Consider the following 23,200-nt stretch of genomic DNA (forward strand, 5'->3'; position numbering starts at 1 on the left):
CGTGCCGGACTCCCCCGCCGCCGAGCATCGGGCCACTGCCGACGACATCCGGCGGATGCTGCAGGAGGCCGCGCCGGAGTGGGCCGGACTCCCCCTCGCGCGCTTCGCGGAGGGCTGGGACAACGCGCTGTGGCGCCTCGGACCGGACCTGCTCGTCCGACTGCCGCGCCGGGCGGTGGCAGTGCCCCTCATCGCGAACGAACAGCGCGCCCTCCCGGCGATAGAACCCGCGCTGGCGGCCATCGGCATACGCACCCCGGTCCCGGTGCTCGTGGGGCACCCGACCGCCGACTTCCCCTGGCCGTGGTCTGTGGTGCCCTGGATCGAGGGCTCGACCGCGCTCGGGCTCCCCCGCTCCGAGAACTCGCTCTGGGCCCCTCAGCTCGCCGAAGCGCTGCGCCGCGTGCACATCGACGCGCCGAGGGACGTCGCCGACAATCCCGTGCGAGGACGCGCGCTCCGCACGCGGGACGAGGCGATGCGAGACCGTCTGCAGACGCTCGCACAGCACTCGTCCCTCCACCAGGCCTGGTCGGCGGGACTCTCCGCCCCGCGAGCCGACGAACGCGTGTGGATCCACGGCGACCTCCACCCCGGCAACCTGCTGGTCGAGGACGGACGGCTCGCGGCGCTCATCGACTTCGGCGACGTCACGGCCGGCGACCCGGCGTACGACCTGGCCTCATCCTGGATGCTGTTCGATGCCGCGGGCCGCAAGGCGTTCCGCGCGGCGACCGACAAGCGCTACGACGACGCGACGTGGGTGCGCGCTCGCGCCTGGGCCGCGTACATCGCCTCGGTGCTGCTGACACAGAGCGACGACCGACCCGACTATCGAGCGGTCGGGGCGAGCACCGCTGAGGCGATCGAGGCGGATCAGTCCTGAGTTGCCTGCACGCGGAGATCGCGGGCGAGGTGATCGCGCTGCTCCACGACGATGCGGCGCAGGGCCGCCGGCGCCGACTCGTTCTCGGCGATCCAGGCATCGACGAGCGTGAGGTCCGACGACGCGGGGAAGAGGCCGACGACCAGACGCTGAGCCAGCTCGATACTCCGCGTCGTCCACGCATCCCGGATGCGTGCGAAGTACTCCCCGTCGAAGCCGTCGACGAGGTCGCGCCGGCCTCCGGCCCTGAACCCGCCGATCTCCGCATCCAGATGATCGTTGCTGAGAGAGGTGTCGTTCCACGCACGGTCCCACGCTTCCGCTCGCACGGAGGCCTCTGGGCGCGAGGCGAGGGCACGGCGTGCTGCAGTCCGGCCGCTCCCTGTGTCATCGCGCTCCTGCTCGGCGACGATATCGTCCGCTCCGGCATGCCCGGTCGTGACGAGAGCCGTGAGCAGCTGCCAGCGGAGGTCGGGATCGATCACGAGGCCCTCGGGCACCTGGCCGTCGAGCAGAGCACGCACGTCGTCCGCGCGCACGTCGTCGAACGCCGAGGCGGTGGCGAGAGCCCGGGCCCACGACAGCTGGGCGTCGCTGCCGGCATCCGCGGCCTGCAGCGCAGTCCATGCGGTCTCCACCCACGCCCGCTGCTCCTCCTGCCGTCGGGTCGCGCTCACGTAGTGACGGATCGAGAACAGCGCATTCGCGAGGATGCCGACCAGCAGCCCGATGTTCGTCTCACCCGGCGCGTGGGTGCGGACGATGGAGGTGTAGCGCGTCGCCGAGAGCTCGCCGTCGCGGGTCGCGTTCCACAGCGATGACCACACGACCGCTCGCGCCAGCGGATCCTCGATCGAGGACAGCGACTGCTCGACGGTCGTCAAGGACGCCTCATCCAGGCGCACCTTCGCATAGGTGAGGTCGTCGTCGTTGAGGAGCACGAGGTCGGCATCCGGCAGCTCCAGCGAGGTCCGCTCGTCGACGATGTCGAGCGCGATCTGGTCACGCCGGACGACCCGGTCGTCGACCCGGTCGTAGAGTCCGATGCGCAGCCGGTGCGGTCGCGGGTCGCTCTGCACGAGGACGCTGCGGCCCTCCTCGTCCTTCTCGAGTCGGATCGTCGACAACCCCGTCGTCTGCAGCCATGCCTCGGACCACTCGGACATGTCGCGGCCCGACACGGCGCTCAGCTCCACCAGGAAGTCGTCGAGCGTCGTGTTGCCGAACGCGTTCTGCGCGAAGTAGCGCCTCGCGCCCTCGAAGAAGGCCTCGTCACCGACGAAGGCGACGAGCTGCTTGAGCACCGCCGCGCCCTTCGCGTAGGTGATGCCGTCGAAGTTCAGCTTGGCGGCCTCGAGGTCGGTGATGTCGGCGACGATCGGATGCGTCGTGGGCAGCTGGTCCTGCTGATACGCCCACGCCTTGCGGTTGGCGGCGAACTTCACCCACGCGTCGTGGAAGCGCGTGGCCACTGCAGATGCGTGCGATCCCATGTAGTCGGCGAACGACTCCTTGAGCCACAGGTCGTCCCACCACTTCATGGTGACGAGGTCACCGAACCACATGTGCGCCATCTCGTGCAGGATCGTGTTCGCGCGCGCGGCACGCTGCGCGTCGGTGGCGGCGCCGCGCGACAGGTAGGCCTCGGTGAAGGTCACGAGACCGGGGTTCTCCATCGCTCCGAGGTTGTACTCCGGGACGAAGATCTGGTCGTACTTGCCCCACGGGTAGGGGTAGGCGAACGCGTCGGTGAAGAAATCCAGTCCCTGACGCGTGACCTCGAGGATCTCATCCGATTCGAGGTGCTGTGCGAGAGACTGCCGGACGAGCACGCCGAGGGCGATGTGCTGATCGTCGCGGCTCCACTCCCCCGCGACCCGCTGGTACGGGCCTGCAGCGACAGCGGTGATGTAGCTCGAGATCGGGAGCGTGGGCGCGAACTCGACGCGCTGGACGCCCACCCCGGCGTCGACCTTCGCCGCCGACTGGTTCGAGAGCACCTCCCACCCCGCTGGCGCATCGATCACGAACGTGTAGGACGCCTTCATGTCAGGCTGCTCGAAGCACGCCATGACCCGGCGCGAGTCGGCCGGTTCGTACTGCGTATACAGGTAGGTGCGCTCGTCGGCCGGGTCATGGAAGCGGTGCAGCCCCTCGCCGGATCGGCTGTACGAGCCGACGCCCTCGACGCGCACCACGTTCTCCGCTGCGAGTCCCTGAAGTACGATGCGGGCACCGTCGTAGACGACCTCCTGCTCGGCGCCGTTGACGATCACACGGTCGACGCTCTCTCCGATGAAGTCGAGCCAGGTCCCGTCCTGAGTGGACCCGAACTCCAGGGTCGTGACGGTCGGGAAGCCGCTGCGTGCCCGCTCGGGCGCACCCGTGAGATCGAGCTCGACGCGGATGCTGCGGACGGAGACGGCGGCGGATCGCGCGGCGGTCTCCTCCCGGGAGAGGTTGGCTGTGTCCATGCCTCCATCCTTCCATCTGTCGCCTCCGTCGCCGAGGCGACCTGCCCGCTCACCTTTGTTGCGTAACGCAACGTTCGGGCGTAGAGTTGCGCTATGCAACAGAGCGAACGGTCCGCCTCCCGGAGCGACGACGGCGCCCTCGTGCTGCGGTCGCTCCTCGCCATCACCCGCCGCGGCCTCGTGGACGCCCGCGCCGGTGACACGCAGCTCTCCTTCACCGACCAGTCGATCGTCATGGCGATCGCCGAGGAGCCGGGCATCCGCTCCACCGACATCGCGAGGATGTTCCGCTTGAACCGCTCCACGGTGTCGCGGCAGCTGTCCTCGCTCATCGGCCTTGGGCTCGTCCAGGAGCTGCCTGCGGCATCGGGTCGCGGCCGGCCCCTCGCACTGACCACGGAGGGCGATACGGCGTTCCGTACGACGCTGCGCACACTGCAGCAGGCGATCGACACGCACCTGTCGGAGTGGACGGACGCCGAGGTCGCGCGTTTCGCGCACGACCTCCACCGGTTCGATCGCGGCTCCGCAGAATCCTGACCACGGCCCACGAGGCCTCCAGAGGAAGAAGAGAAAATGAAGAACATCACTGTTCTCGGCACCGGCGTGCTCGGTTCGCAGATCGCGTTCCAGACCGCCTTCCACGGATTCGACGTCGTCGCCTACGACATCGACCAGCCGGCGCTCGACCGCGCGGCCGAGCGGTTCGAGCGTCTCGCCGCCCGGTATGTCGCCGACGGCGTCGCGAACGCGGCCGACGGCGGCGCGGAGGCGGCCATCGGGCGCATCCGCCTGACGACCGACCTCGCAGACGCGGCCCGCGACGCACAGCTCATCATCGAGGCGGTGCCCGAGAGCCTCGAGCTCAAGCAGGGCATCTATCGCACCCTCGCAGACGTCGCGCCCGCGACCACGATCTTCGCGACGAACTCGTCGACCCTGCTGCCGAGCGCCCTCGCCGATTCGACCGGGCGCCCCGACAGGTTCCTCGCTCTGCACTTCGCGAACGAGATCTGGTCGCACAACACCGCCGAGGTCATGGGGACTCCCGCCACCGACCCCGCCGTGTACGACACGGTGGTCGAGTTCGCCTCGCAGATCGGCATGGTGCCGATCCAGATCAAGAAGGAGAAGGCCGGCTACCTGCTCAACTCGCTGCTCGTGCCGTTCCTCGAAGCGGGTGCAGGGCTCCTCGTCGACGGGATCGCCGAGCCCGAGGCGATCGACGCCACCTGGCGGATCGGCACCGGGGCCCCTGCCGGCCCGTTCGAGATCTACGACATCGTCGGGCTGGAGACCGCGTACAACATCTCTCGCATGGGCGGCGAGCAGCAGCAGCGCTTCGCAGCTCTCCTCAAGGACGAGTACATCGACAAGGGCAAGCTCGGCGTCGCCACGGGCGAGGGCTTCTACACGTACCCGCGCGAGAGCTGATCCGTCATCCCTTGATGAGCTTGCGGATCGCCGTCTCCGGCGAGACCGAGAGATCCAGGAGACGCCCGCGGGCGTAGAGGCGGAACACCCGGGGGTCGATGTAGCTCCCCCGCGCGACCGCGAGGGTGTTGCCGAGCGCCGACGCCGTGGCCTGCACGGCGAGGCGCTCGGCACGGCGTCGCTCGGTCTGCGTCTCGAGCCGACCGATTCGCGCGAGTGCATCGGCCGCGAGGATCGTGCCGTGCAGGGTCCGGAAGTCCTTCGCCGTGAAGGATGCGCCGGCGACTGTGCGCAGGTAGTCGTTGACCTCGCTCGAGGTCAGACGCACGCGCCGCCTGCCCTTGCGGTAGGCGAGCAGAGGGGCGCGGGGCGACCCGACGGCGAACTCGGACAGCGCCTCCGCGAGCGGAGCGTCGGTGATCTCGATGGATGCCAGCTGCTTGCTCTTCGCTGGGAAGCTCAGGGCGACGGTGCTGCCGTCGACCCGCACATCCCGGCGACGGAGCGTGCTGAGCCCCCTGCTGCCGTGCTTCACGAGGTAGCGCTCCGACCCGATGCGCAGCGCCGCATCGTCGAGCAGTCGGAAGGAGACCGCCAGGGCCCGCTCCCTCGTGAGGCCTGGCTCGCCGATCGCGCGGGTCACCTTGGCGCGCGCGGCAGGCAGAGCGGCTGCCAGATCGAGGGCGCGCGCGAACTTCCGCTGGTCTCTGCCCGTGCGCCACAGCGGGTGGTACAGGTACTGCCGGCGCCCCGCATCGTCGGTGCCCACCGCCTGGATGTGCGCGAGCGGGTCGGCGGCGATCCATACGTCCTTCCACGCCGGCGGGATCGCCAGATCCCGGATGCGTTCACGATCCGCCTCCGAGACGGGACTGTTCCCTGCGTCGACGTAGCGGAATCCCGATCCTGATCGCAGCCGCCGGATCCCCGGCGTCTCCCCCGGGACGACTCGTGTGAGCGCCATCCTCGTCCTCTCCCTGCCTCGCGTGGTGAATCGTCGACAACGATGCCGTCGACGGTCGATCGCGTGAAGGGCATGGCTTTGCAGCCGTCCTCCTGCTAGATGGCGACGCGGTCTCAGCGCGGATCGACGAGCGGCGCCGGCGTGTCGATCACGCCGTTCGCCACGGGGCTGAGCACCCGCTCGAGGACGATCGCGATCACCCCGACCGCGACGCTGCCCGCCACCATCGCGGAGACGAACCAGATCGTCAGACCCTCGCCGAGCATCACGCCGGCCACGAGCGGCCCGGTGATCGCTCCACCCTGGAACGCCGCCGAGTTGACCGCGTTGTAGCGTCCTCGGGTCCGATCGCTCGCGAGATCGTTGTAGATCGCCGGAACCGTGGGCTGCAGCATGGTCTCGCCGAACGCGAACACGCCCATGTACGCGATCACCCCGATCGCCGCCGCGAGCGATGCCGGGAGGAGCCCGGTGAGACCGAGGATCACCCAGGACACCGCCCAGATGAGGGCCATCACCTGCATCACCCGCGTGCGTCTACGCCCCGCGATGAGACGAAGCACCGTGAACTGCAGCAGCACGATGACCGCGGTGTTGACCGCGAACGCGATGCCGACGACCTGCGTCGATACACCCGAGACCTGGCGTGCGAACGCGGGGAATCCCGCCTCCAGCTGCCCGTACCCGATGAAGACCGCGAGGAACGTGAGGAGGGTGAGCCAGCGCACCGCGGGCTGTCGGAGGATCGCTCGATATGACCCGCCCCCGTCGTCGGCGGGAGCGTCAGCGTCCGCCTGCGTGCGGACGTGACGCAGGGGGCCGAGCAGCAGAGCCATCGGGATCAGGCTCGTGGCCGCGTCGATCAGGAAGATCGTCGTGAACGTGCCAGGGTCGTGCACGTCGACGAAGAAACCCCCGATGATGCCTCCGACACCGATGCCGAGGTTGACCAGGGCGAAGTTCACGCCGAAGTACTGCTGACGCACCTCACCGTCAACGACGCTCGCGATGAGCGCGTTGAAGCCGGGCCACGACACCCCGAAGTTGACGCCGATGAGCATCACGGCCACCGCAGCCACAGCGGGGTGCGTGGCGAACGCGAGGAGGGTGCATCCCGCGATCATCGACAGCAGACCGATCAGCAGCACCCGCCGCGCGCCGTACCGGTCTATCAGCGTGCCGCCAGGGCCCGTGACGAGCAGCCCGGTGATCGCGATGAGGCTCATCAGAGCGCCGGAGAGCCCGAGGTCGAAGCCCCGCACCTCGTGCAGATAGATGATCGTGAAGGGCAGCGTCATTCCGCGACCGAAGGTCTGCACGACCACCGTCGACAGCAGCCAGCGCCCCTCTCGTGGGAGCGCTCGCCAGAAGGTGCGGATGCCGGTCATCCGTCGATTCTGGCGCAGACCGCCGACATCGGCATGGATCCGCGCCTCGCGCGGCCCGTGCCGGATTGTCCGGTGGGCCGATGGTCTGCCATCCTCTTGATTATGACGATGTCACTCGAGGAGTTCCGCGCGTCCCTGTCGAGCGCGGAGCGGCGCGGCGCGCTGGGATTGCCCCTGACCGACGTCGAGGCCCAGCAGGTCGCGGACGACTCCTCCTCCACGCAGAGCTGGTACTCCTACTGGCTCTCGACGCAGCCGACTCCGCCGCCGCCCGCCGGTCCGGACTACGACGCACCGCCGCCGCCGGCCGGTCCGGCCTACGACGCACCGCCGCCCGCATATGCGGCGTCGGAGCAGGCCCATCCGGCGGCTTCGGCCTCCGACGCTCAGGAGACCGCAGTGCTCCCCGAGGGCGTCAGCGCCCCCGCGACCGCCCCGGCGGATCCGGCATACGCTGCGACGGCGGCCTACCCCGGATACGAGGGGCAGCCGGGCGCGTTCGCCGCGTATCCCGACCCCGGCGCAGCAGTGGGTGGCGAGGCTCCTCGCAAGAAGCGTGTCGGTCTGTGGGTGACGCTCTCGATCGTGGGCGCTCTGCTGCTCATCGCTGCGATCGTCGTCGTGTTCGCCTTCGCCACGGCGCGACACTGGACGAAGACCGATGTCCCGGAGCAGCCGGAGACCTTCCACAGCGAGGAGTACGAGACCGGTCGCTACGACGTCACCATGGACAAGGTGAACCCGTGCACGGTCAATCAGGACTGGACAGACTGCACGAACCTCATGGTCGCGACATACACGGCGGCCTGCGCCGACGTGGAGCTGACCGAGACGGCGAGCCTGCTCTGCACCGACTACAGCGATGCGATCGCCGAGATGAAGGCGCAGGACGGCGACGGCTACTACGTGGCCACCCTCGGCACCTACGGCACTCTGCACCAGACACCGGAGATCGACACCAGGCAGGTCTCGAACGACGACTACAAGCCCGCCGTCACGCACGAGGCCGTGTGCTACCTGGAGTTCATCGGGGAGTGCGAGTAAGGGAGCGCATCGCCCCGTCGCACGAGCGCGAGACGTCAGCGGCCCGCCCGGGGCTGCCCGCCCTCGCCGCTCAGCGAGCGGGTCATCATGATCTCCACGCGCCCGTCCGGCAGCGTCACGCTCGTCCCGTCGGGGACGAAACCGAGCCTCGTGTACGCCGCGACGCCCCGAGCATTGCTGTCGATCACACCGAGGTGGACAGCGTCTGCTCCGCGCGCGACGACGAACTCGGCGCACGCCTCGACGAGCGCGTCCACCACACCCTGACCGCGGTGCGCGGGTGACACCCAGACGCCGTTGATCGACCACCGGCCGTCGATCTCATAGACGCCCCCGATGCCCACATCCGCGTCATCGATGCTCGCGATGAAGGCCCCGGGGTGCGACGCCCGACCACGCCAGACATCCTCTCCGAACGTGCTCTCCCGCTCCCAGCTCGAGCCGAACATCGCGGGCGACTCTGCAAGGGATGCGAGGCGAAGCTCGCGGTAGCGATTCCAGAGCGACGGGCGTCTAGACGTGATCGTGACCTGCATGCTCGCAGCCTGCCAGACTTCCAGCGATTCGAGTCGATGCCGGGCCGCGAAGCCTTCGCTGATCGTTCGACTCCAGAAACGACGAAACCCCCGCCTGAGCGGGGGTCTTCGTCTTGCTGGGGTACCTGGACTCGAACCAAGAACAACGGAACCAGAAACCGCCGTGTTGCCAATTACACCATACCCCAAGGGCGAAACCGGAGTCTCGCACCGAGAGTCAAGCCTACCTGAGCCGCGCCGCTAATGCCAAAACGCCGTGCCCCGGCCGGGCGAGTCGCTCTCCGATCCCCGGGAAGCGAGCTTGCGACGCAGCTCGACAAGCGTCCTGACACGCGAGAGGGAGGGCGTCCGATGGACGCCCTCCCTCTCGTTCAGTCACCTCACGCGGCGAGGAACTCCGAGAGCGCCCGGAGACGGCGCAGCGACTCGTCCTTGCCGAGCAGCTCCATCGACTCGAACAGCGGCGGCGAGACCCGGCGCCCGGTGATCGCGACGCGCGGCGGACCGTAGGCGATGCGCGGCTTGAGCTCCAGCTTCTCGACGAGCGCTTCGGCGAGGGCCTCCTGGATCTTCTCCGGGGTGAACTCCGTCACCGGCTCGAGCGCCGCAGCGCACGCATCCAGCACCTCGGCGGCGTTCGCCGGCAGTCCCTTGAGGGCGTCGGCGTCGTACGAGACGTCGTCGGTGAACAGGAAGCCGACCATGCCCGGCACCTCGCCCAGCAGCTGGACGCGCTCCTGCACCAGCGGCGCGACCCGAAACGCCAGCACGAGCTGCTCATGCGTGGGCTCGTCGAACAGACCGGCCGCAGCGAGGTACGGGATGGTCCGCTCGGCGAAGTCCTTCTCGGCGAGCCTGCGGATGTGGTCGCCGTTGATGGACTCGGCCTTCTTCTGATCGAAGCGGGCCGGGTTCGGGTTGACGTCGACGATGTCGAACGCCTCGGTGAACTCCTCGAGCGAGAAGACGTCGCGATCGTGGCCGATCGACCAGCCGAGCAGCGCCAGGTAGTTCAGCAGGCCCTCGTGGATGAAGCCTCGGTCGCGGTGCAGGAACAGGTCGGCCTGCGGGTCGCGCTTGGAGAGCTTCTTGTTGCCGGTCTCCCCCAGCACCAGCGGCATGTGCGCGAAACGCGGCACGAACGTCGTGACGCCCGCGTCGATCAATGCGGCGTACAGCGCGAGCTGACGCGCGGTCGACGGCATGAGGTCTTCACCGCGCAGTACGTGGGTGATGCCCATCAGAGCGTCGTCCACCGGGTTGACGAAAGTGTAGAGCGGGATGCCGTTCGGACGCACGACCACGAAGTCCGGGAAGGAACCGGCGGGGAAGGTGACCTCGCCGCGGATCAGGTCGACGTAGGTGAGGTCTTCGTCGGGCACTCGGAGTCGGAGCGCGGGCTGGCGGCCCTCCGCGCGGAAGGCCTCCTTCTGCTCGTCGCTGAGAGTGCGATCGAAGTTGTCGTAGCCGAGCTGCTTCGCACGGCCGTTCGCCTCGTTGCGGGCGTCGATCTCCTCGGCGTTCGAGTAGCTCTCGTAGAGAGCGCCGGTCGCGAGGAGCTTGTCGATCACGCCGCGGTAGATGTCGTGCCGCTCGGACTGGCGGTACGGGGCGTGCGGGCCACCGACCTCTACTCCCTCGTCCCAGTCGATCTTGAGCCAGGTGAGCGCGTCGACCAACTGGCGGAAGCTCTCCTCGCTGTCCCTGGCGGCGTCGGTGTCCTCGATGCGGAACACCATCTTCCCGCCCGTGTGGCGGGCGTAGGCCCAGTTGAAGAGCGCGGTGCGGACCATGCCGACATGCGGCAGCCCGGTCGGCGAGGGGCAGAAGCGGACGCGGACGTCGGCACCGGCGGCGGTCGTGGTGAGGGGGTGAGGAGTAGCCATAGCCCTTCGATTCTAGTTGTCGGGTGCTGCCGCGACCTGCCCGCTCCTCGGCGCTCATCCACCGGGCACCAGGGGTCACCGTGGGTAACAGTCACTCACCTTGGGAAACAACCGCGGCTCAACGGCATCCTGCTCCTATCGTTGCCGCATCGACCGAACAGAAGGGTGATGACATGACCATCACGGATGCAGGAACGACCGGCCTCACCGACCGCTGGCGAGAAGCAGCGCGACCTGAGACCAGCCTCGAGTGGCTCGACCGCGCGCAGGAGGTGGCGGACATCCTCGCCGTCGACGCCGTCGAGCGCGACCGCGCGAACAAGACACCGCACGCCGAGGTGCAGCTGCTGAAGGACTCCGGCCTGGTCACGCTGCTGGGTCCCCGCGCGTACGGCGGCGCCGGCGAGACGTGGGACACGGCGTACAAGGTCATCAGGACTGTCGCCCGCGGCGACGGATCGATCGGGCAGGTCCTGGGCTACCACTATCTCTGGGCGTGGGCCGCACGTCTCGTGGCGACGGAGGAGCAGATCGCGGCCGTCGAGGAGCTGTACACCTCGAATGCCTTCGTCTTCGGCGGGGCGGTCAATCCGCGCGATTCCGACCTCGTGATCCGGGAGGACGGGGATGAGCTCGTCTTCTCCGGACGCAAGTCGTTCTCCACCGGCGGCCAGATCTCGGATCTCACCGTGCTCGAAGGCGTCCTCGAGGGCACGGACACGCACATCTTCGCGATCGTCCCCACCGCACAGGACGGCATCGTGTTCGCGGACGACTGGGACAGCCTCGGCCAGCGCCTGACCGAGTCCGGCTCGGTGGAGATCCGCGACGTCCGTGTCCCGTGGGCCGCAGCAGCGGGCTTCGTCGACAGGGTCTTCCAGCCGCTCACCTACAACACCCTCAACGTGCCGGCGATCCAGCTCGTGTTCGCGAACTTCTATCTCGGCATCGCGCAGGGCGCGCTCGAGACGGCCTCCGCCTACACGCGCACCACCACACGCCCCTGGCCGTACGGCGGCGACGACAAGCAGCACGCGACCGACGAGTGGTACCTGCTGGCGGGGTATGGGGAGCTGGCCTCTCGGCTCTGGGCGGATGAAGCGCTTCTGGATGCCGTCGGCGCCGAGATCAGCGCGGTGCTGCATGCCCCGAGGGAAGAGCTGACCGCTCGCCGTCGCGGCGAGATCGCCGTGCGCGTCGCGGCGGGAAAGCTGCGTATCGTCGACGACGGGCTGACGGTCGCCACGAAGGTCTACGAGCTCACGGGTGCACGGGCGTCGGCGAGCTCGGTCGGCCTCGACATCTTCTGGCGCAACCTGCGCACGCACAGCCTGCACGATCCGATCGCGTACAAGAAGCGCGAGGTCGGCGACTACGTGCTGCGCAACGAGGTGCCGGAGCCGACCTGGTACACCTGAGCGACGGCGACCGCGGCGGAGTGCTGCAGCGGAAGCCGACCGTCCGTCGACCTCTCCGCACACACGAGATCGAACGCGGCGCGGAAGGATGAGCGGTCGGAGTCACCGAGCGAGCGGAACGTCTGTCCCGCCGCTCCGACCCCGCCTTCGGCCGACGCCCAGAGCTCGACGGGTCTCGCATGCCAGGTCCAGGTGACCTCCACGACTTGGGGTCGCGGCCAGCCGCCGTCGGCCAGCATCCGCCCGAATCCCTCCACCGAGCGCTCGAAGTCCCGTTCGGGCGGGAGCCGCTCCCCCGTCGCGGGGGCGACTCCCGCCCGTTCGGACACCTCGCGCCACAGCCAGCTGGGCGAGTCGGTCCAGATCGTCGCCGCCACCCGTTCTCTCGACACACGCAGCAGCTCGCGCGCCGCGCCTCGGGGATCGCTCACGTGATTGAGGACGAAGTTCGCCACGACCGCATCGAAGGCTCCCGCAGCGAACGGCAGCGACGGCAGTGAGCCGTCGTGGACGGGGATCAGTGGATGCTCCCGCTGCGCGATCTCCCGCATGGTCGGCTCCGGCTCGCATCCGCTCGTCTCCCAGCCGTCCTGGGCGAGCGCAGCGGTGAGCAGCCCTGTGCCCGACCCCACATCGAGCAGTGTCCGGTCTGCAGGTGCGCCGAGTGCGTCGCGCAGTGCATCCGCAGTGCCGACGCAGAGCGAGGCGTAGGAGTCCGCATAGGCACGCCCCGTACCCGCCCAGTCCTTCATCGCTTCGCGCGCCCGAGCGGCGAGAGCGCGACGATCGCCAGGACGATCACCGACGCGGCGATGCCCAGCCCCGCGTACTGGAAGTTCGAGAGCACGACTCCGGCGAGCACGGCACCGGCTGCTGCCGACAGACTCATCAGGGAGTCGCTGCGCCCCTGTCTGCGCGTGCGGACCTCGGGCGCACTCGATTCGGTGAGCAGTGCCGCGCCCGCGACCGTCGCCGCGCTCCAGCCGAGTCCGAGCAGGATGAGGGCGACCATGACGCCCCACTCCCGGTCGTTCGCGAAGACGGCGAAGGCGAGTGCACCGCCCAGCAGCACCTGCCCGAGCAGGACGACGCGCAGTCTGCCCCACCGGTCGGCCAGGATGCCGAAGAGCGGCGACAACGCGTACATGCCGCCGACGTGCAGGGCGATCGTGATGCCGACGAGCGCCGAGACATCGGCCGGGGTCGGCGCCATCCCGTGCGCGCCGTGCGCCATGTGCGCGAGGTGCACGGGGGTCATGGCCATGACCGATGCCATCACGACGTGCGATCCGGCGACCGCGAAGATCGCGTACCGTGCGATGACCGGTCGGTCGGCCATCGCCGCCCCGGTCGCCGCGACCGCTTCCTTGGCCAGCCGCTGCGCCGCCAGCAGCGGGTCGGGGCGCAGGGCGACGAGATACAGCACGAGGGCCGCGCACTGGGCGACGAAGGAGAATGCGTACGAGCCGGTCTGCGGCGGCATGCCGATCGCGGCTCCGACCAGCTCACCGGGCCCGAGGAGCAGTGGTCCTGCCACTCCGCCGATCGTGGTCGCCCAGACGACGATCGAGAGATCTCGTCCGCGGTGCTGCGCCGCCGCGAGATCGGTGGCGGCGAAACGGGACTGGAGGTTTCCGGCGTTCCCGGCGCCGATCATCAGGATCCCGACGAGCAGCAGCGGGAACACCCGGAGGGATGCCGCGAGGATCACCACCGCAATCCCCACCAGTGCGAAGAGGTTGCCGAGTGTGAGGGCGCGGCGACGGCCCACCCTCGCCGCCAGGCGGGCCAGCGGGATGGCGCAGAGCGCCGCGCCGAGAGTCACGGATGCGGTCGCGAGGCCCGACAGGGCATCGTTGCCCGAGATGTCGGCCGCCAGCAGCGCGCCGAGCGACACGGTCGCCCCGAAGGCGATGCCGCCGAGCACCTGGCCCAGCGAGAGCACCAACACGGTCCTGCGCTGCACCGCCGCCTGCTGAGCCGCCGTCAGGGCGACGACGCTCATGATGCGCGCACGGCGTCACGCACGCTGTTGCGCAGGATCCCCAGCCCGGTGATCTCGACCTCGACCGTATCGCCGGCGACGAACGTGCCGACGCCCGCAGGCGTGCCCGTGAGGATGACATCTCCGGGGAGCAGGGTGAACACCGCCGAGGCGTACTCGATGATCGACTCGACGGAGTGGATCATGTCCGTGAGCGGCGCCTGCTGACGCACCTCGCCGTTCACCCGCGCCTGGATCGTGGCCTCGGCTGGATCGAAATCGGTGCTGATGGTCGGGCCGAGCGGGCAGAAGGTGTCGAACCCCTTCGCGCGAGCCCACTGACCGTCCTTGCGCTGCAGATCGCGAGCGGTGACGTCGTTCGCGATCGTGTAGCCGAGCACGTGGTCGAGCGCATCCGCGGCCTTCACGTTCTTCGCCACCTTGCCGATCACCACCGCGAGCTCGCCCTCGTACTCGGTCTGCTCCGAGATCGTCGGGCGCACGATCGCGTCGCCGGGCCCGATCACCGCCGTGTTCGGCTTGAGGAACAGCAGCGGCTCCTCGGGCGCCGCTCCCCCCATCTCGGCGGCATGGTCGTGATAGTTCTTGCCGACGCAGACGATCTTGGACCGCGGGATCACCGGGGCGAGGATCACGGCGTCCGCGATCGGGACGCGATCACCCGTGGGCTCGTAGCCGGCGAAGAGCGGGTCGCCCGAGAGGACGACGAGGTCGGTGTCGTCGACGATCCCGAAGAGGATGGCGTCGTCATGGCTGAATCGGGCGATCTTCATGGCATCCAGCCTAGCCAGCGTCCCGGACGACGAGACCCCGCCGTGCGGAGCGCACGGCGGGGTCTCGGTGGTTCGGCTCTGACGCTCGACGAGCTCAGGCGTCGAGCTCAGGCGTCGAGGCGCAGCAGCCAGCCGTGCTTGCCTTCGCGGCGGCCGTACTGGATGTCCGTGAGCTCTTCACGCAGCGACAGCGCGAGCTCCCCCAACGGCTGCGGCTCGTCGAAGCCCTCTCCCACGAGCGCGCCGATCGGGGTGACGACGGCGGCGGTGCCGCAGGCGAAGACCTCGACGATGTCACCGGATGCCACGCCCTCGCGCCATTCGTCGATCGAGATCGGACGCTTCTCGACCGTGTAGCCGCGGTCTTCGGCAAGCTGCAGCAGCGAGTCCCGCGTGATGCCCTCGAGGATGCTGTCGGATTCCGGGGTGACCACGCGGCCGTCCTTGAAGACGAACACGACGTTCATGCCGCCGAGCTCCTCGACGTTGCGCTGCTCGTTGAGGAACACGACCTGGTCGCAGCCCCGGGCGCTGGCCTCGCTCTGAGCGAGGAGGCTCGAGGCGTAGTTGCCGCCGGTCTTCGCCTTGCCCGTGCCGCCCTTGCCGGCTCGGGCATAGTCCTCGGAGAGCCAGATGCGCACCGGCTTCACTCCCCCGGTGAAGTACGCGCCGGCCGGACTCGCGATGACGTAGTAGGCGACCTTCTGCGCGGCCCGGACGCCGAGGAAGGCCTCCTTCGCGAACATGAACGGGCGCAGGTACAGGCTCTGGTCGGCACCGGAGGGCACCCAGCGTGCGTCGACTGCGACGATCTCGCGCAGCGACTGGATGAAGTACTCCGTCGGCAGCTCCGGCAGCGCGAGACGGCGGGCGCTGGCCTGCAGGCGCGCGGCGTTGCGGTCGGGACGGAAGGTGTGGATCGAGCCGTCGGCGTGGCGGTAGGCCTTGATCCCCTCGAAGATCTCCTGGGCGTAGTGCAGCACGGAGGCTGCCGGGTCGAGCGGGATCGGTCCATAGGGCTGTACACGCGGACGGTGCCAGCCGCCCTTGGTCGACCAGCAGATGTCGACCATGTGGTCCGTGAAGACCACGCCGAAGCCGGGGTTCTCATGCACCTCGGCGACGCGAGCGTTCGTCGCGGCGTTCAGGTTCTTGGTCACGGCGAACTCCAGTGGAGCCACGGTGGTCTCGGCGTCGATGGTCGTCATCTCGTCATCCATTCCTCATGCGGCGCGCATCCTCGCGCCGTCTCAGCCTACGCCTGTCGCCCTGAGCAGAGCGGTGAGAGCTCAGAGCAGGGCGGTGATGGCGGAGCCGATCTCCGCCGTCGTACGCGCGCCCGCACGGGCGGCGATGTCGGACTCGACGGCGGCGCTCACGCGAGCGGCCTCCGCACCGAATCCGAGGTGGTCGAGCAGCAGGGCCACCGACAGGATCGCCGCGGTGGGATCGGCCTTCTGCTGACCGGCGATGTCCGGAGCCGAGCCGTGCACCGGCTCGAACATCGAGGGGAAGGTGCCGTCGGGGTTGATGTTGCCCGAGGCTGCGAGTCCGATGCCACCCGTCACCGCGCCGGCCAGGTCCGTGAGGATGTCGCCGAACAGGTTGTCGGTGACGATCACGTCGAAGCGCGACGGGTCGGTGACGAGGAAGATCGTGGCGGCATCGACGTGCAGGTAGTCGACGGCGACGTCAGGATGCTCGGCGGCGACCTCGTCGACGATGCGCTGCCAGATCGCCCCCGCGTGCACGAGCACGTTGGTCTTGTGCACCAGCGTCACCTTCTTGCCGCGCCGCTCCGCGAGATCGAAGGCGTAGCGTACGACGCGCTCCACTCCGAAAGCCGTGTTCACCGACGTCTCGTTCGCGACCTCGTGCGGGGTTCCCTTGCGGATGGCTCCGCCGTTGCCGACGTACGGTCCCTCTGTCCCTTCGCGCACCACGACGAAGTCGATGTCCCCGGGGTTCGCGAGCGGACCGGGAGCGCCGGCGAACAGCTTCGACGGGCGGAGGTTGACGTAGTGGTCGAGCGTGAAGCGGAGCTTCAGCAGCAGGCCGCGCTCGATGTTCGCGTCCTTCAGCCGCGGGTCCCCCGGTGTGCCGCCGACCGCGCCCAGCAGGATCGCGTCGTGCGCGGCGATCGCCTGCAGGTCGTCGTCGGTGAGCGTGTCGCCGGTCTCCAGGTACCGGGCGGCTCCCAGCGAGAAGCGGGTCTTGTCGAAGGTGACGTCCGCGTCCGCGGTGACCGCGTCGAGGACCTTCTCGGCTTCGGCGACGACCTCGGGACCGATCCCGTCACCGGGGATCAGGGCCAGCTTCACGACACGCGACATGACACTCCTTGCATCGGGATGGACCGGCCGCGCTCGCACGGATGCCGAGCGCGCCGGTCCTCCCAGCGTACTGGTCAGTGCGTGGGGGTCTTGCGCAGTGTGACGGCCGCGATCACGCCCGCGAGGACGACCAAAGCCGCACCGATCAGGGAGGTGACCAGCACACCGGATCCGAACGCCGCTGACGCCGCATGCCAGAGCACGTCGCCGATCTCGGTGGGAAGATCTTGAGCGGCCGTGTAGGCACCGGCGAGGGTCTCCTTCGCCGCGTGGGCGGCCTCCGCGGGGATGCCATCCGGCACCACGAGCGCCCCGCGATAGAACGCCGTGATGAGTCCGCCGAGCACTGCGGTGCCGAGGACGGCTCCGAGCTCGTAAGCCGTCTCGGACACGGCACTCGCCGCTCCCGCCTTCTCGGCCGGGGCACTGGAGAGGATGAGCTCGTTGGAGATCGTCTCCGCCGCCCCGATGCCGATGCCCAGCACGACGAACGCGACGATCAGCGGCGCGACGCCGTGATCGGAGGTCGTGAAGGCGACCAGCAGGTACCCGGCCACCGAGAACACCAGCGCGGCAGGGACCAGCACGTGCGGACGCACTCGCCGGGAGATCGGCACGACCGAGAGGCCCGCGACGATCATCGCCAGCATCCCGGGGACGAGCGCCACACCCGCGGTCATCGGCGACAGGCCGAGGACCAGCTGCAAGTGCTGCGAGACGAAGTAGAGGAAGCCGACGAGGGCGACGACGCTGAGGAGGTTGACGAGGATCGCTCCGGAGAAGGACCCTCGGCGGAACAGCGCCATGTCGAGCATCGGCACCTCCGCGACGAGCTGGCGGCGCACGAACAGCGTGCCCATCACGATGCCGAGCAGCGCCCACGCTCCCGCGCTGAGGCTCGGGCCGTCGACCGCGAGGGACTTGATCGCATAGACGACCGGGATCATCGCGGCCATCGACAGGACGATGCTGACGAGGTCGATGCGGCCGGGGTTCGGGTCCCGACTCTCCGGCACCAGCAGCGGTGCGGCGACGAGCAGCGGGATGAGCACCGGCACGGCGACGAGGAAGACGGCACCCCAGGCGAAGTGCTCGAGGAGGAAGCCGCCGACGATCGGACCGAGGGCGGATCCAGCCGAGAAGGCCGACGCCCACACGGCGATCGCCAGTCGACGCTGATCGCGGTTTCGGAAGATCGACCGCAGCAGCGAGAGGGTGGACGGCATGAGCATCGCACCGAAGAGCCCGAGCAGCGCCCTCGCCGCGATGAGGAGTGCGGCCGAGGGTGCGAAGGCGGCGAGGGCGGAGGCGGCGGCGAAGCCGGTCGCGCCGATCAGCAGCATCCGGCGACGGCCGAATCGGTCGCCGAGGGTTCCCATGGTGACGAGCAGCCCCGCGAGCACGAGCGGGTACACGTCGATGATCCACAGCTGCTCGGCCCCGGTGGGGGCCAGCGCGATGGAGATCTCGGGCAGCGCGAAGCTCAGCACCGTGTTGTCCACCGACACGAGCAGCACCGGCAGCATGAGGACGACGAGCGCCGCCCAGCCTCGGGGCCCGACGCGGGGCGCATCCGTCTCTGTCGTCGGAATCGACGCAGTACGGGTCATGGGAACACCTCTCAGAAGAATGGCGGCTCACATTACTAAACCGTCCAGCTGGTATAGTAACAGAGTCGTCACACGGCCGCGATACTGTGATGCGAGACGAACAGAGGACCCCGATGCCCCGACCTCCCCTGGCCCGAGAACGCGTTCTCGATGCCTTCGAGAACATCGTCATCAACGACGGCGAGAGAGCGGCGACACTGGATGCCACGGCAAAGGCCGCCGGTGTCTCCAAGGGCGGACTCCTCTATCATTTCGGATCCAAGGACGACCTGGCCGCCGGCATCCTGGAGCGCCTGGATGCGCTGACCACGATCGACCTCGAGCGCATGGCCGCAGACGATGACGGCCCCGTCGCCTATTACATCCGCACCTCGGTCATGGAGGACGATGCTCTGGATCGTGCCCTCATCGCCACTTCCCGGCTCGCGCAGGGCGGATCACTCGCCGCCGGTGAGGCGCTGCGCACAGTCCGGCACCGCTGGGAGGAGATGATCCGTCCCCACGTGCGCGACCGGGCCAGTCTCGATCTCGTCATGCTGCTCAGCGACGGGCTCTACTTCAACAACTCGCTCGACGTGAACGGGGAGCAGCGCCTCGTCCCGCACCGGCAGGAGCTGGCAGAGCTCATCGCGCTGGTGCTGCGCGCGACCGCCCCCTGACCTCGGCTCGGCGTCCGCCCCGAATGACGAAGCGGGAGGGACGACCCGATGGTCGCCCCTCCCGCTTTCCGGTTCGAGAGCCGGTCAGACCTCGGTGATCTCGATCTGGCGGAACAGGTCGGCGTCGATCGAACCGCGAAGGTCGTCGAGCAGCTCGTCCGGCACCGGGGAGTCGAGCGTCAGCACGCTGAGCGCCTGGTCACCGGCACCGAGACGCGAGATCTGCATGCCGGCGATGTTGATGCCGGCCTCGCCGAACTTCTGACCGTAGACCGCGACGATGCCGGGCCGATCGGTGTAGAGCATCACGACGTGGTGCTTCTCGATGGGCAGCTCGAGCGCGTGGTCGTTGATCGCGACGAGCTTCTCGGCCTGCTTCGGCCCCGTGAGAGTGCCGGAGACCGACAGCTGCGTACCGTCGGAGAGGGCGCCGGCCAGCGTGATCACGTTGCGGTACTCTTCGCTGACGTCGTCCTTGAGCAGACGGACGGCGATGCCTCGCTGGTCGGCGAGCAGCGGGGCGTTCACGTACGAGACCGTCTCGCTGACGATGTTCGTGAAGACGCCCTTGAGTGCGGCGAGCTTCAGCACGCTCACGTCGTAGTCGTTGAGCTCGCCGTGCACCTCGACGTCGAGGCTGGTGAGCGGCGACGTCGCGAGCGCGGCGAAGATCTGGCCGAGCTTCTCGACGAGCGAGATGCCCGGGCGCACGTACGGGTCGATGACGCCACCGGCGACGTTGACGGCATCCGGAACCAGGTCTCCTCCGAGAGCGAGGCGCACGGAGCGGGCGACGGACACACCGGCCTTCTCCTGCGCCTCCTCGGTGCTCGCACCGAGGTGCGGCGTCACGACGACGTTCGGGAGGTCGAGCAGCGGACGAGCGGTGCCGCCCTCGGCGGGGGGCTCGGTCGTGAACACGTCGAGCCCGGCGCCGGCGATCTCTCCGGCGACGAGAGCCGCATGAAGCGCCTCTTCGTCGATCAGGCCACCGCGCGCGACGTTGACGACGAAGGCGGTCGGCTTCATGGCCGCGAACTGCTCGGCACCGATCATGCCGGTCGTCTCCGGCGTCTTGGGCATGTGGATCGTGAGGAAGTCCGCCTCGGCCACGAGCTCGTCGAGCGAGAGCAGCTGCACACCGAGCTGCTGAGCGCGAGCAGAGGTGACGTAGGGGTCGTAGGCGACGACACGCATGTCGAAGGCGGCGAGGCGCGCTGCGACCAGGGCGCCGATGCGTCCGAGTCCGACGATCCCGACGGTCTTCTCGAAGAGCTCGGCACCGGTGAAGGAGCTGCGCTTCCACTGCCCGGCGGCGAGGGAGGCGTGCGCGGCGGGGATCCGACGAGCGAGGCTGAGGATGTGACCGACCGTGAGCTCGGCGGCCGAGACGATGTTGGAGGTCGGTGCGTTCACGACCATGACGCCGGCCGCGGTGGCCGCCTTGATGTCGACGTTGTCGAGCCCGACGCCCGCACGGGCGACGACCTTGAGCTTCGGCGCGTGCGTCAGCGCCTCCTCGTCGATGTGCGTCGCCGAGCGGATGAGCACCGCGTCGGCATCCGCGAGCGAGGCGAAGAGCGCCTCGCGGTCGGTGCCGTCGACGTGACGCACGTCGAAATCGGGACCGAGGGCCTCGATCGTGGCGGGAGAGAGAACTTCGGCGATGAGCACGACGGGCTTCGGCACAGGGATCCTTCGGGGCAGCGCGACAGGGGGCCGATGCGCCGCACACCGTGGGGGCGCGATCACCTCAACTGTACCCGAGCGCTCCCGCTGCTCCGCGCCGTGTGACGCCGCGGAGCGCGGAATCGCTAGGACGCCGCCGGGCTCAGGCTGTATGCGAGCAGACTCAGCCAGAACACCGCGACAACGCCGAGGCCCGTAAGGAGCACGAGTGCGAGCTCTCCTGCGGATCGTCGCCTTCCGATCAGATAGGCGAAGACGAACACGATCGCGGGGAAGACGACGCCGAAGATTAGCGTGGCCCAGCCAGCACCGCTCAGTCCGACCTGCCCCATGGTTATCAGGTGCGCCACGGCGTTCCAGATCGCGTAGGCGTAGAAGAGGCCCGCCAATCCGAGGACGACTCCGGTGAGCCATCGAGGCGACGCCGCCGAAGCTGACTGTGACATCTGCGCCTCACTCATAGTCCGATCGCCCCCACTGTAACGAAGGGCCAGGGCACGAGGAGCACGACCCCGAGGAGGAGCGCGGAGACCCGGATCCAGCCGGCCTTGCCGCGCGTAAGCACCCAACTCGCCAGAAACCACAGCAAAGGCGCCGCCACGGCAAGGACGAACCAGGGCAGGAACATCGCGTCGATGACGAAAAAATTCGCGAGCGGCTTCAGGCGCAGTCCGCCGACGACCCAGCCCACGCTGTACAGGAGGTAGATGCCCCCGACGACCCCGAGGATCAGCAGCATCGCGGTGCTCAGCCCCGGCGTCTCGGTGTCATCGGCATCGGCATCGGCATCGGCATCCGCATCGTCGCTCTCCTCCGGCACCGGTCGGCCGACAGCGCCGCTGCCCTTTCCCACCGCATTCCAGCCCTCGGGAAGCGTGGCGTCCGCAGGTGCCACGGACTTCCGTTCTGCGGGTGACGGAGCGGTCGGCGTCGGGCTGTCGCCGTCGTCACCGTCCCAGCTCAGGGCGTCGTCGGAGTCGGAGGTCATGTCCTCCAGCGTAGGACACGGCGTCCACTATGCTCGGGGGCATCTGGGCCCGCCGGGCCCTGCCGGGAAGGATCACCGTGGCCGAGCAGAACCAGAACGTCGAGCCGAGCGGTTCGCTCGACGAGCCCGCAGCGGGCTGGAAGCCCACCCCAGAGGCGAAGTCGAAAGCCACCACGTTCCGCTGGATCGCGGCAGTGCTGTGGGCGCTCGCCATCGCCGCCGAGGCCGTCGCCATCTTCTGGCTCCTGCGCCAGCGCGTGTACGTCGGGGAGGACGGCGAGCTCGTCCGCAACACCGACACCGGGCTGCTCGAGGATCGAGGAGTCGTTGCGGAGTTCCCGCAGTGGGCGTTCATCACGCTCCTCATCCTGCTCGTCGTCATCGCCGCGCTCGCGATCACGGGCTCGGTGCTGTGGAAGAAGGCGAATCGTCTCGACCCCGCCCGCAGGTCCGAGACGGTGCGCTTCTTCGTGCAGAACCAGCTGGGCGCGATCATCGCGATCGTCGCATTCCTGCCGCTCATCATCCTGATCTTCCTGAACAAGGACATGAGCAAGGGGCAGAAGACCACTGCCGGGATCGTCGGCATCGTCCTCGCGCTGCTGGCGGCCGTGATCGGCGTCGACTTCAACCCGCCCTCGGTCGAGAAGTACACCGCCGACCAGTCGGCCGTCATCCAGCTGCTCGGCGCCGACGAGGTCGTCTGGGTCGACGGCGGCGCCGTCTACCACGTGTGCGACGAGGTCTCCGACATCCAGACCGGCAGCGAGAAGCGCACCGGGACGACGGCTCAGGCCGTGGAGGCGGGTAAGAGCCGCCTGACCCTGAAGTTCGCCTCGGAGCTGCGCACCTGCGGCCTCGCGGTTCCCGAGAACGCCGAGGAGATCGAGGAGGCGCTGCGCTCGATCCAGGGCGGCGCCACCGACACCCTCCTTCCCGCTCCGGTGTGGGCCGATGGTGACGCGCCGATCGAGGTCGAGGACGCACCGGCCGAGTGACGTTCCGCACGTCCAGATGACGCGGGCGCCCCACCGGGGGCGCCCGCGTTCGTCATGCGGGGGCGGTCGGAGCCGGTGCCGGAGTGGATGGGGCAGTGCCGGGATGGATGGGGCG

21 protein-coding genes and 1 tRNA gene are annotated in these 23,200 nt (G+C 69.0%); 7 read left to right on the top strand and 15 right to left on the bottom strand.

Features of this window, described 5'->3' with window-relative positions; translation table 11 throughout:
- Position 1 precedes the first annotated feature (1 nt).
- The gene (locus tag BLW44_RS11070) at positions 2–886 is read left to right on the top strand and encodes an aminoglycoside phosphotransferase family protein (RefSeq protein ID WP_060925813.1); all 885 of its coding nucleotides are present in this window, start codon (positions 2–4) and stop codon (positions 884–886) included.
- On the opposite strand, the gene pepN is transcribed toward BLW44_RS11070, so the two are convergent.
- Entirely contained in the window at positions 877–3,360 is a 2,484-nt protein-coding gene (pepN, locus tag BLW44_RS11075; RefSeq protein ID WP_060925812.1) for an aminopeptidase N, read from the bottom strand. The two genes, BLW44_RS11070 and pepN, sit on opposite strands and share 10 nt — an antisense overlap.
- Before the next feature lie 93 nt (positions 3,361–3,453).
- Here pepN and BLW44_RS11080 point away from each other — a divergent pair, with 93 nt between their 5' ends.
- Positions 3,454–3,900, top strand: a complete 447-nt coding sequence (locus BLW44_RS11080; protein ID WP_060925811.1) for a MarR family winged helix-turn-helix transcriptional regulator — start codon at positions 3,454–3,456, stop codon at positions 3,898–3,900.
- Between the two features lie 36 nt (positions 3,901–3,936).
- Positions 3,937–4,794, top strand: a complete 858-nt coding sequence (locus BLW44_RS11085) for a 3-hydroxyacyl-CoA dehydrogenase (protein ID WP_060925810.1) — start codon at positions 3,937–3,939, stop codon at positions 4,792–4,794.
- Between the two features lie 4 nt (positions 4,795–4,798).
- Here the strand turns inward: BLW44_RS11085 and BLW44_RS11090 are convergent, their stop codons facing one another.
- Positions 4,799–5,758 (bottom strand): DNA topoisomerase IB, encoded by a 960-nt coding sequence (locus BLW44_RS11090; protein ID WP_060925809.1) that lies wholly within the window; start codon positions 5,756–5,758, stop codon positions 4,799–4,801.
- Positions 5,759–5,871: 113 nt separating this feature from the next.
- On the bottom strand, positions 5,872–7,146 hold the full coding sequence (locus tag BLW44_RS11095) for an MFS transporter (protein ID WP_060925808.1): 1,275 nt from the start codon (positions 7,144–7,146) through the stop codon (positions 5,872–5,874).
- 102 nt (positions 7,147–7,248) lie between these two features.
- Here BLW44_RS11095 and BLW44_RS11100 point away from each other — a divergent pair, with 102 nt between their 5' ends.
- Entirely contained in the window at positions 7,249–8,190 is a 942-nt protein-coding gene (locus tag BLW44_RS11100) for a hypothetical protein (protein ID WP_060925807.1), read from the top strand.
- Between the two features lie 35 nt (positions 8,191–8,225).
- On the opposite strand, the gene BLW44_RS11105 is transcribed toward BLW44_RS11100, so the two are convergent.
- From BLW44_RS11105 to gltX, 3 genes are all read right to left on the bottom strand, one after another.
- A complete protein-coding gene (locus BLW44_RS11105) occupies positions 8,226–8,726 on the bottom strand; it encodes a GNAT family N-acetyltransferase (RefSeq protein WP_060925806.1) in 501 nt (166 codons plus the stop codon).
- A gap of 116 nt (positions 8,727–8,842) precedes the next feature.
- Positions 8,843–8,914: transfer RNA gene (locus BLW44_RS11110), tRNA-Gln, on the bottom strand.
- A gap of 192 nt (positions 8,915–9,106) precedes the next feature.
- Positions 9,107–10,612, bottom strand: coding sequence for a glutamate--tRNA ligase (gene gltX, locus BLW44_RS11115; protein WP_060925805.1), 1,506 nt, complete (start codon positions 10,610–10,612; stop codon positions 9,107–9,109).
- Between the two features lie 173 nt (positions 10,613–10,785).
- Here gltX and BLW44_RS11120 point away from each other — a divergent pair, with 173 nt between their 5' ends.
- Positions 10,786–12,030, top strand: a complete 1,245-nt coding sequence (locus BLW44_RS11120; RefSeq protein ID WP_074731763.1) for an acyl-CoA dehydrogenase family protein — start codon at positions 10,786–10,788, stop codon at positions 12,028–12,030.
- On the opposite strand, the gene BLW44_RS11125 is transcribed toward BLW44_RS11120, so the two are convergent.
- From BLW44_RS11125 to BLW44_RS11150, 6 genes are all read right to left on the bottom strand, one after another.
- Positions 11,985–12,782, bottom strand: coding sequence for a class I SAM-dependent methyltransferase (locus tag BLW44_RS11125; protein ID WP_060925804.1), 798 nt, complete (start codon positions 12,780–12,782; stop codon positions 11,985–11,987). The genes BLW44_RS11120 and BLW44_RS11125 overlap by 46 nt on opposite strands.
- Positions 12,779–14,035 (bottom strand): MFS transporter, encoded by a 1,257-nt coding sequence (locus tag BLW44_RS11130; RefSeq protein WP_060925803.1) that lies wholly within the window; start codon positions 14,033–14,035, stop codon positions 12,779–12,781. The genes BLW44_RS11125 and BLW44_RS11130 overlap by 4 nt, the downstream gene beginning before the upstream one ends.
- A complete protein-coding gene (locus BLW44_RS11135) occupies positions 14,032–14,808 on the bottom strand; it encodes a fumarylacetoacetate hydrolase family protein (RefSeq protein ID WP_060925802.1) in 777 nt (258 codons plus the stop codon). The genes BLW44_RS11130 and BLW44_RS11135 overlap by 4 nt, the downstream gene beginning before the upstream one ends.
- 107 nt (positions 14,809–14,915) lie before the next feature.
- The gene (locus BLW44_RS11140) at positions 14,916–16,016 is read right to left on the bottom strand and encodes a branched-chain amino acid aminotransferase (protein WP_060926029.1); all 1,101 of its coding nucleotides are present in this window, start codon (positions 16,014–16,016) and stop codon (positions 14,916–14,918) included.
- A gap of 81 nt (positions 16,017–16,097) precedes the next feature.
- On the bottom strand, positions 16,098–17,141 hold the full coding sequence (locus BLW44_RS11145; protein ID WP_060925801.1) for a 3-isopropylmalate dehydrogenase: 1,044 nt from the start codon (positions 17,139–17,141) through the stop codon (positions 16,098–16,100).
- A 74-nt stretch (positions 17,142–17,215) separates the two neighbouring features.
- Positions 17,216–18,751 carry an MFS transporter gene (locus tag BLW44_RS11150; RefSeq protein ID WP_060925800.1) on the bottom strand — a complete coding sequence of 512 codons (1,536 nt, stop codon included), beginning with the start codon at positions 18,749–18,751 and terminating at the stop codon, positions 17,216–17,218.
- Between the two features lie 113 nt (positions 18,752–18,864).
- Between BLW44_RS11150 and BLW44_RS11155 the strand changes: the two genes are divergently transcribed.
- Complete coding sequence (locus BLW44_RS11155; protein ID WP_060925799.1) at positions 18,865–19,410, top strand: TetR/AcrR family transcriptional regulator; 546 nt, start codon at positions 18,865–18,867, stop codon at positions 19,408–19,410.
- Positions 19,411–19,494: 84 nt separating this feature from the next.
- Here BLW44_RS11155 and serA read toward each other — a convergent pair whose 3' ends face one another.
- From serA to BLW44_RS11170, 3 genes are all read right to left on the bottom strand, one after another.
- Positions 19,495–21,099, bottom strand: coding sequence for a phosphoglycerate dehydrogenase (serA, locus tag BLW44_RS11160; RefSeq protein WP_060925798.1), 1,605 nt, complete (start codon positions 21,097–21,099; stop codon positions 19,495–19,497).
- Between the two features lie 125 nt (positions 21,100–21,224).
- Entirely contained in the window at positions 21,225–21,545 is a 321-nt protein-coding gene (locus tag BLW44_RS11165) for a hypothetical protein (RefSeq protein ID WP_060925797.1), read from the bottom strand.
- An 11-nt stretch (positions 21,546–21,556) separates the two neighbouring features.
- The gene (locus tag BLW44_RS11170) at positions 21,557–22,087 is read right to left on the bottom strand and encodes a hypothetical protein (protein ID WP_074731765.1); all 531 of its coding nucleotides are present in this window, start codon (positions 22,085–22,087) and stop codon (positions 21,557–21,559) included.
- A gap of 77 nt (positions 22,088–22,164) precedes the next feature.
- Here BLW44_RS11170 and BLW44_RS11175 point away from each other — a divergent pair, with 77 nt between their 5' ends.
- Positions 22,165–23,085: a hypothetical protein gene (locus BLW44_RS11175; RefSeq protein ID WP_060926027.1), complete on the top strand. Its 921-nt coding sequence runs from the start codon at positions 22,165–22,167 to the stop codon at positions 23,083–23,085.
- The last annotated feature ends 115 nt before the right edge of the window (positions 23,086–23,200 follow it).

The sequence above is a fragment of the Microbacterium hydrocarbonoxydans genome, assembly GCF_900105205.1.
In the GTDB taxonomy this organism is placed as follows: Bacteria; Actinomycetota; Actinomycetes; order Actinomycetales; family Microbacteriaceae; genus Microbacterium; species Microbacterium hydrocarbonoxydans.

Bases quoted from the DNA above. Each gene is read 5' to 3' on its own strand.
- BLW44_RS11120 (WP_074731763.1), top strand. From the start codon at position 10,786: ATGACCATCACGGATGCAGGAACGACCGGCCTCACCGACCGCTGGCGA.
- BLW44_RS11090 (WP_060925809.1), bottom strand. From the start codon at position 5,758: ATGGCGCTCACACGAGTCGTCCCGGGGGAGACGCCGGGGATCCGGCGG.
- BLW44_RS11085 (WP_060925810.1), top strand. From the start codon at position 3,937: ATGAAGAACATCACTGTTCTCGGCACCGGCGTGCTCGGTTCGCAGATC.
- BLW44_RS11150 (WP_060925800.1), bottom strand. From the start codon at position 18,751: ATGACCCGTACTGCGTCGATTCCGACGACAGAGACGGATGCGCCCCGC.
- BLW44_RS11165 (WP_060925797.1), bottom strand. From the start codon at position 21,545: ATGTCACAGTCAGCTTCGGCGGCGTCGCCTCGATGGCTCACCGGAGTC.
- BLW44_RS11135 (WP_060925802.1), bottom strand. From the start codon at position 14,808: ATGAAGATCGCCCGATTCAGCCATGACGACGCCATCCTCTTCGGGATC.
- BLW44_RS11105 (WP_060925806.1), bottom strand. From the start codon at position 8,726: ATGCAGGTCACGATCACGTCTAGACGCCCGTCGCTCTGGAATCGCTAC.
- BLW44_RS11100 (WP_060925807.1), top strand. From the start codon at position 7,249: ATGACGATGTCACTCGAGGAGTTCCGCGCGTCCCTGTCGAGCGCGGAG.
- gltX (WP_060925805.1), bottom strand. From the start codon at position 10,612: ATGGCTACTCCTCACCCCCTCACCACGACCGCCGCCGGTGCCGACGTC.
- BLW44_RS11170 (WP_074731765.1), bottom strand. From the start codon at position 22,087: ATGACCTCCGACTCCGACGACGCCCTGAGCTGGGACGGTGACGACGGC.
- pepN (WP_060925812.1), bottom strand. From the start codon at position 3,360: ATGGACACAGCCAACCTCTCCCGGGAGGAGACCGCCGCGCGATCCGCC.
- BLW44_RS11080 (WP_060925811.1), top strand. From the start codon at position 3,454: ATGCAACAGAGCGAACGGTCCGCCTCCCGGAGCGACGACGGCGCCCTC.
- BLW44_RS11130 (WP_060925803.1), bottom strand. From the start codon at position 14,035: ATGAGCGTCGTCGCCCTGACGGCGGCTCAGCAGGCGGCGGTGCAGCGC.
- BLW44_RS11145 (WP_060925801.1), bottom strand. From the start codon at position 17,141: ATGTCGCGTGTCGTGAAGCTGGCCCTGATCCCCGGTGACGGGATCGGT.
- BLW44_RS11125 (WP_060925804.1), bottom strand. From the start codon at position 12,782: ATGAAGGACTGGGCGGGTACGGGGCGTGCCTATGCGGACTCCTACGCC.
- BLW44_RS11155 (WP_060925799.1), top strand. From the start codon at position 18,865: ATGCCCCGACCTCCCCTGGCCCGAGAACGCGTTCTCGATGCCTTCGAG.
- BLW44_RS11095 (WP_060925808.1), bottom strand. From the start codon at position 7,146: ATGACCGGCATCCGCACCTTCTGGCGAGCGCTCCCACGAGAGGGGCGC.
- BLW44_RS11140 (WP_060926029.1), bottom strand. From the start codon at position 16,016: ATGACGACCATCGACGCCGAGACCACCGTGGCTCCACTGGAGTTCGCC.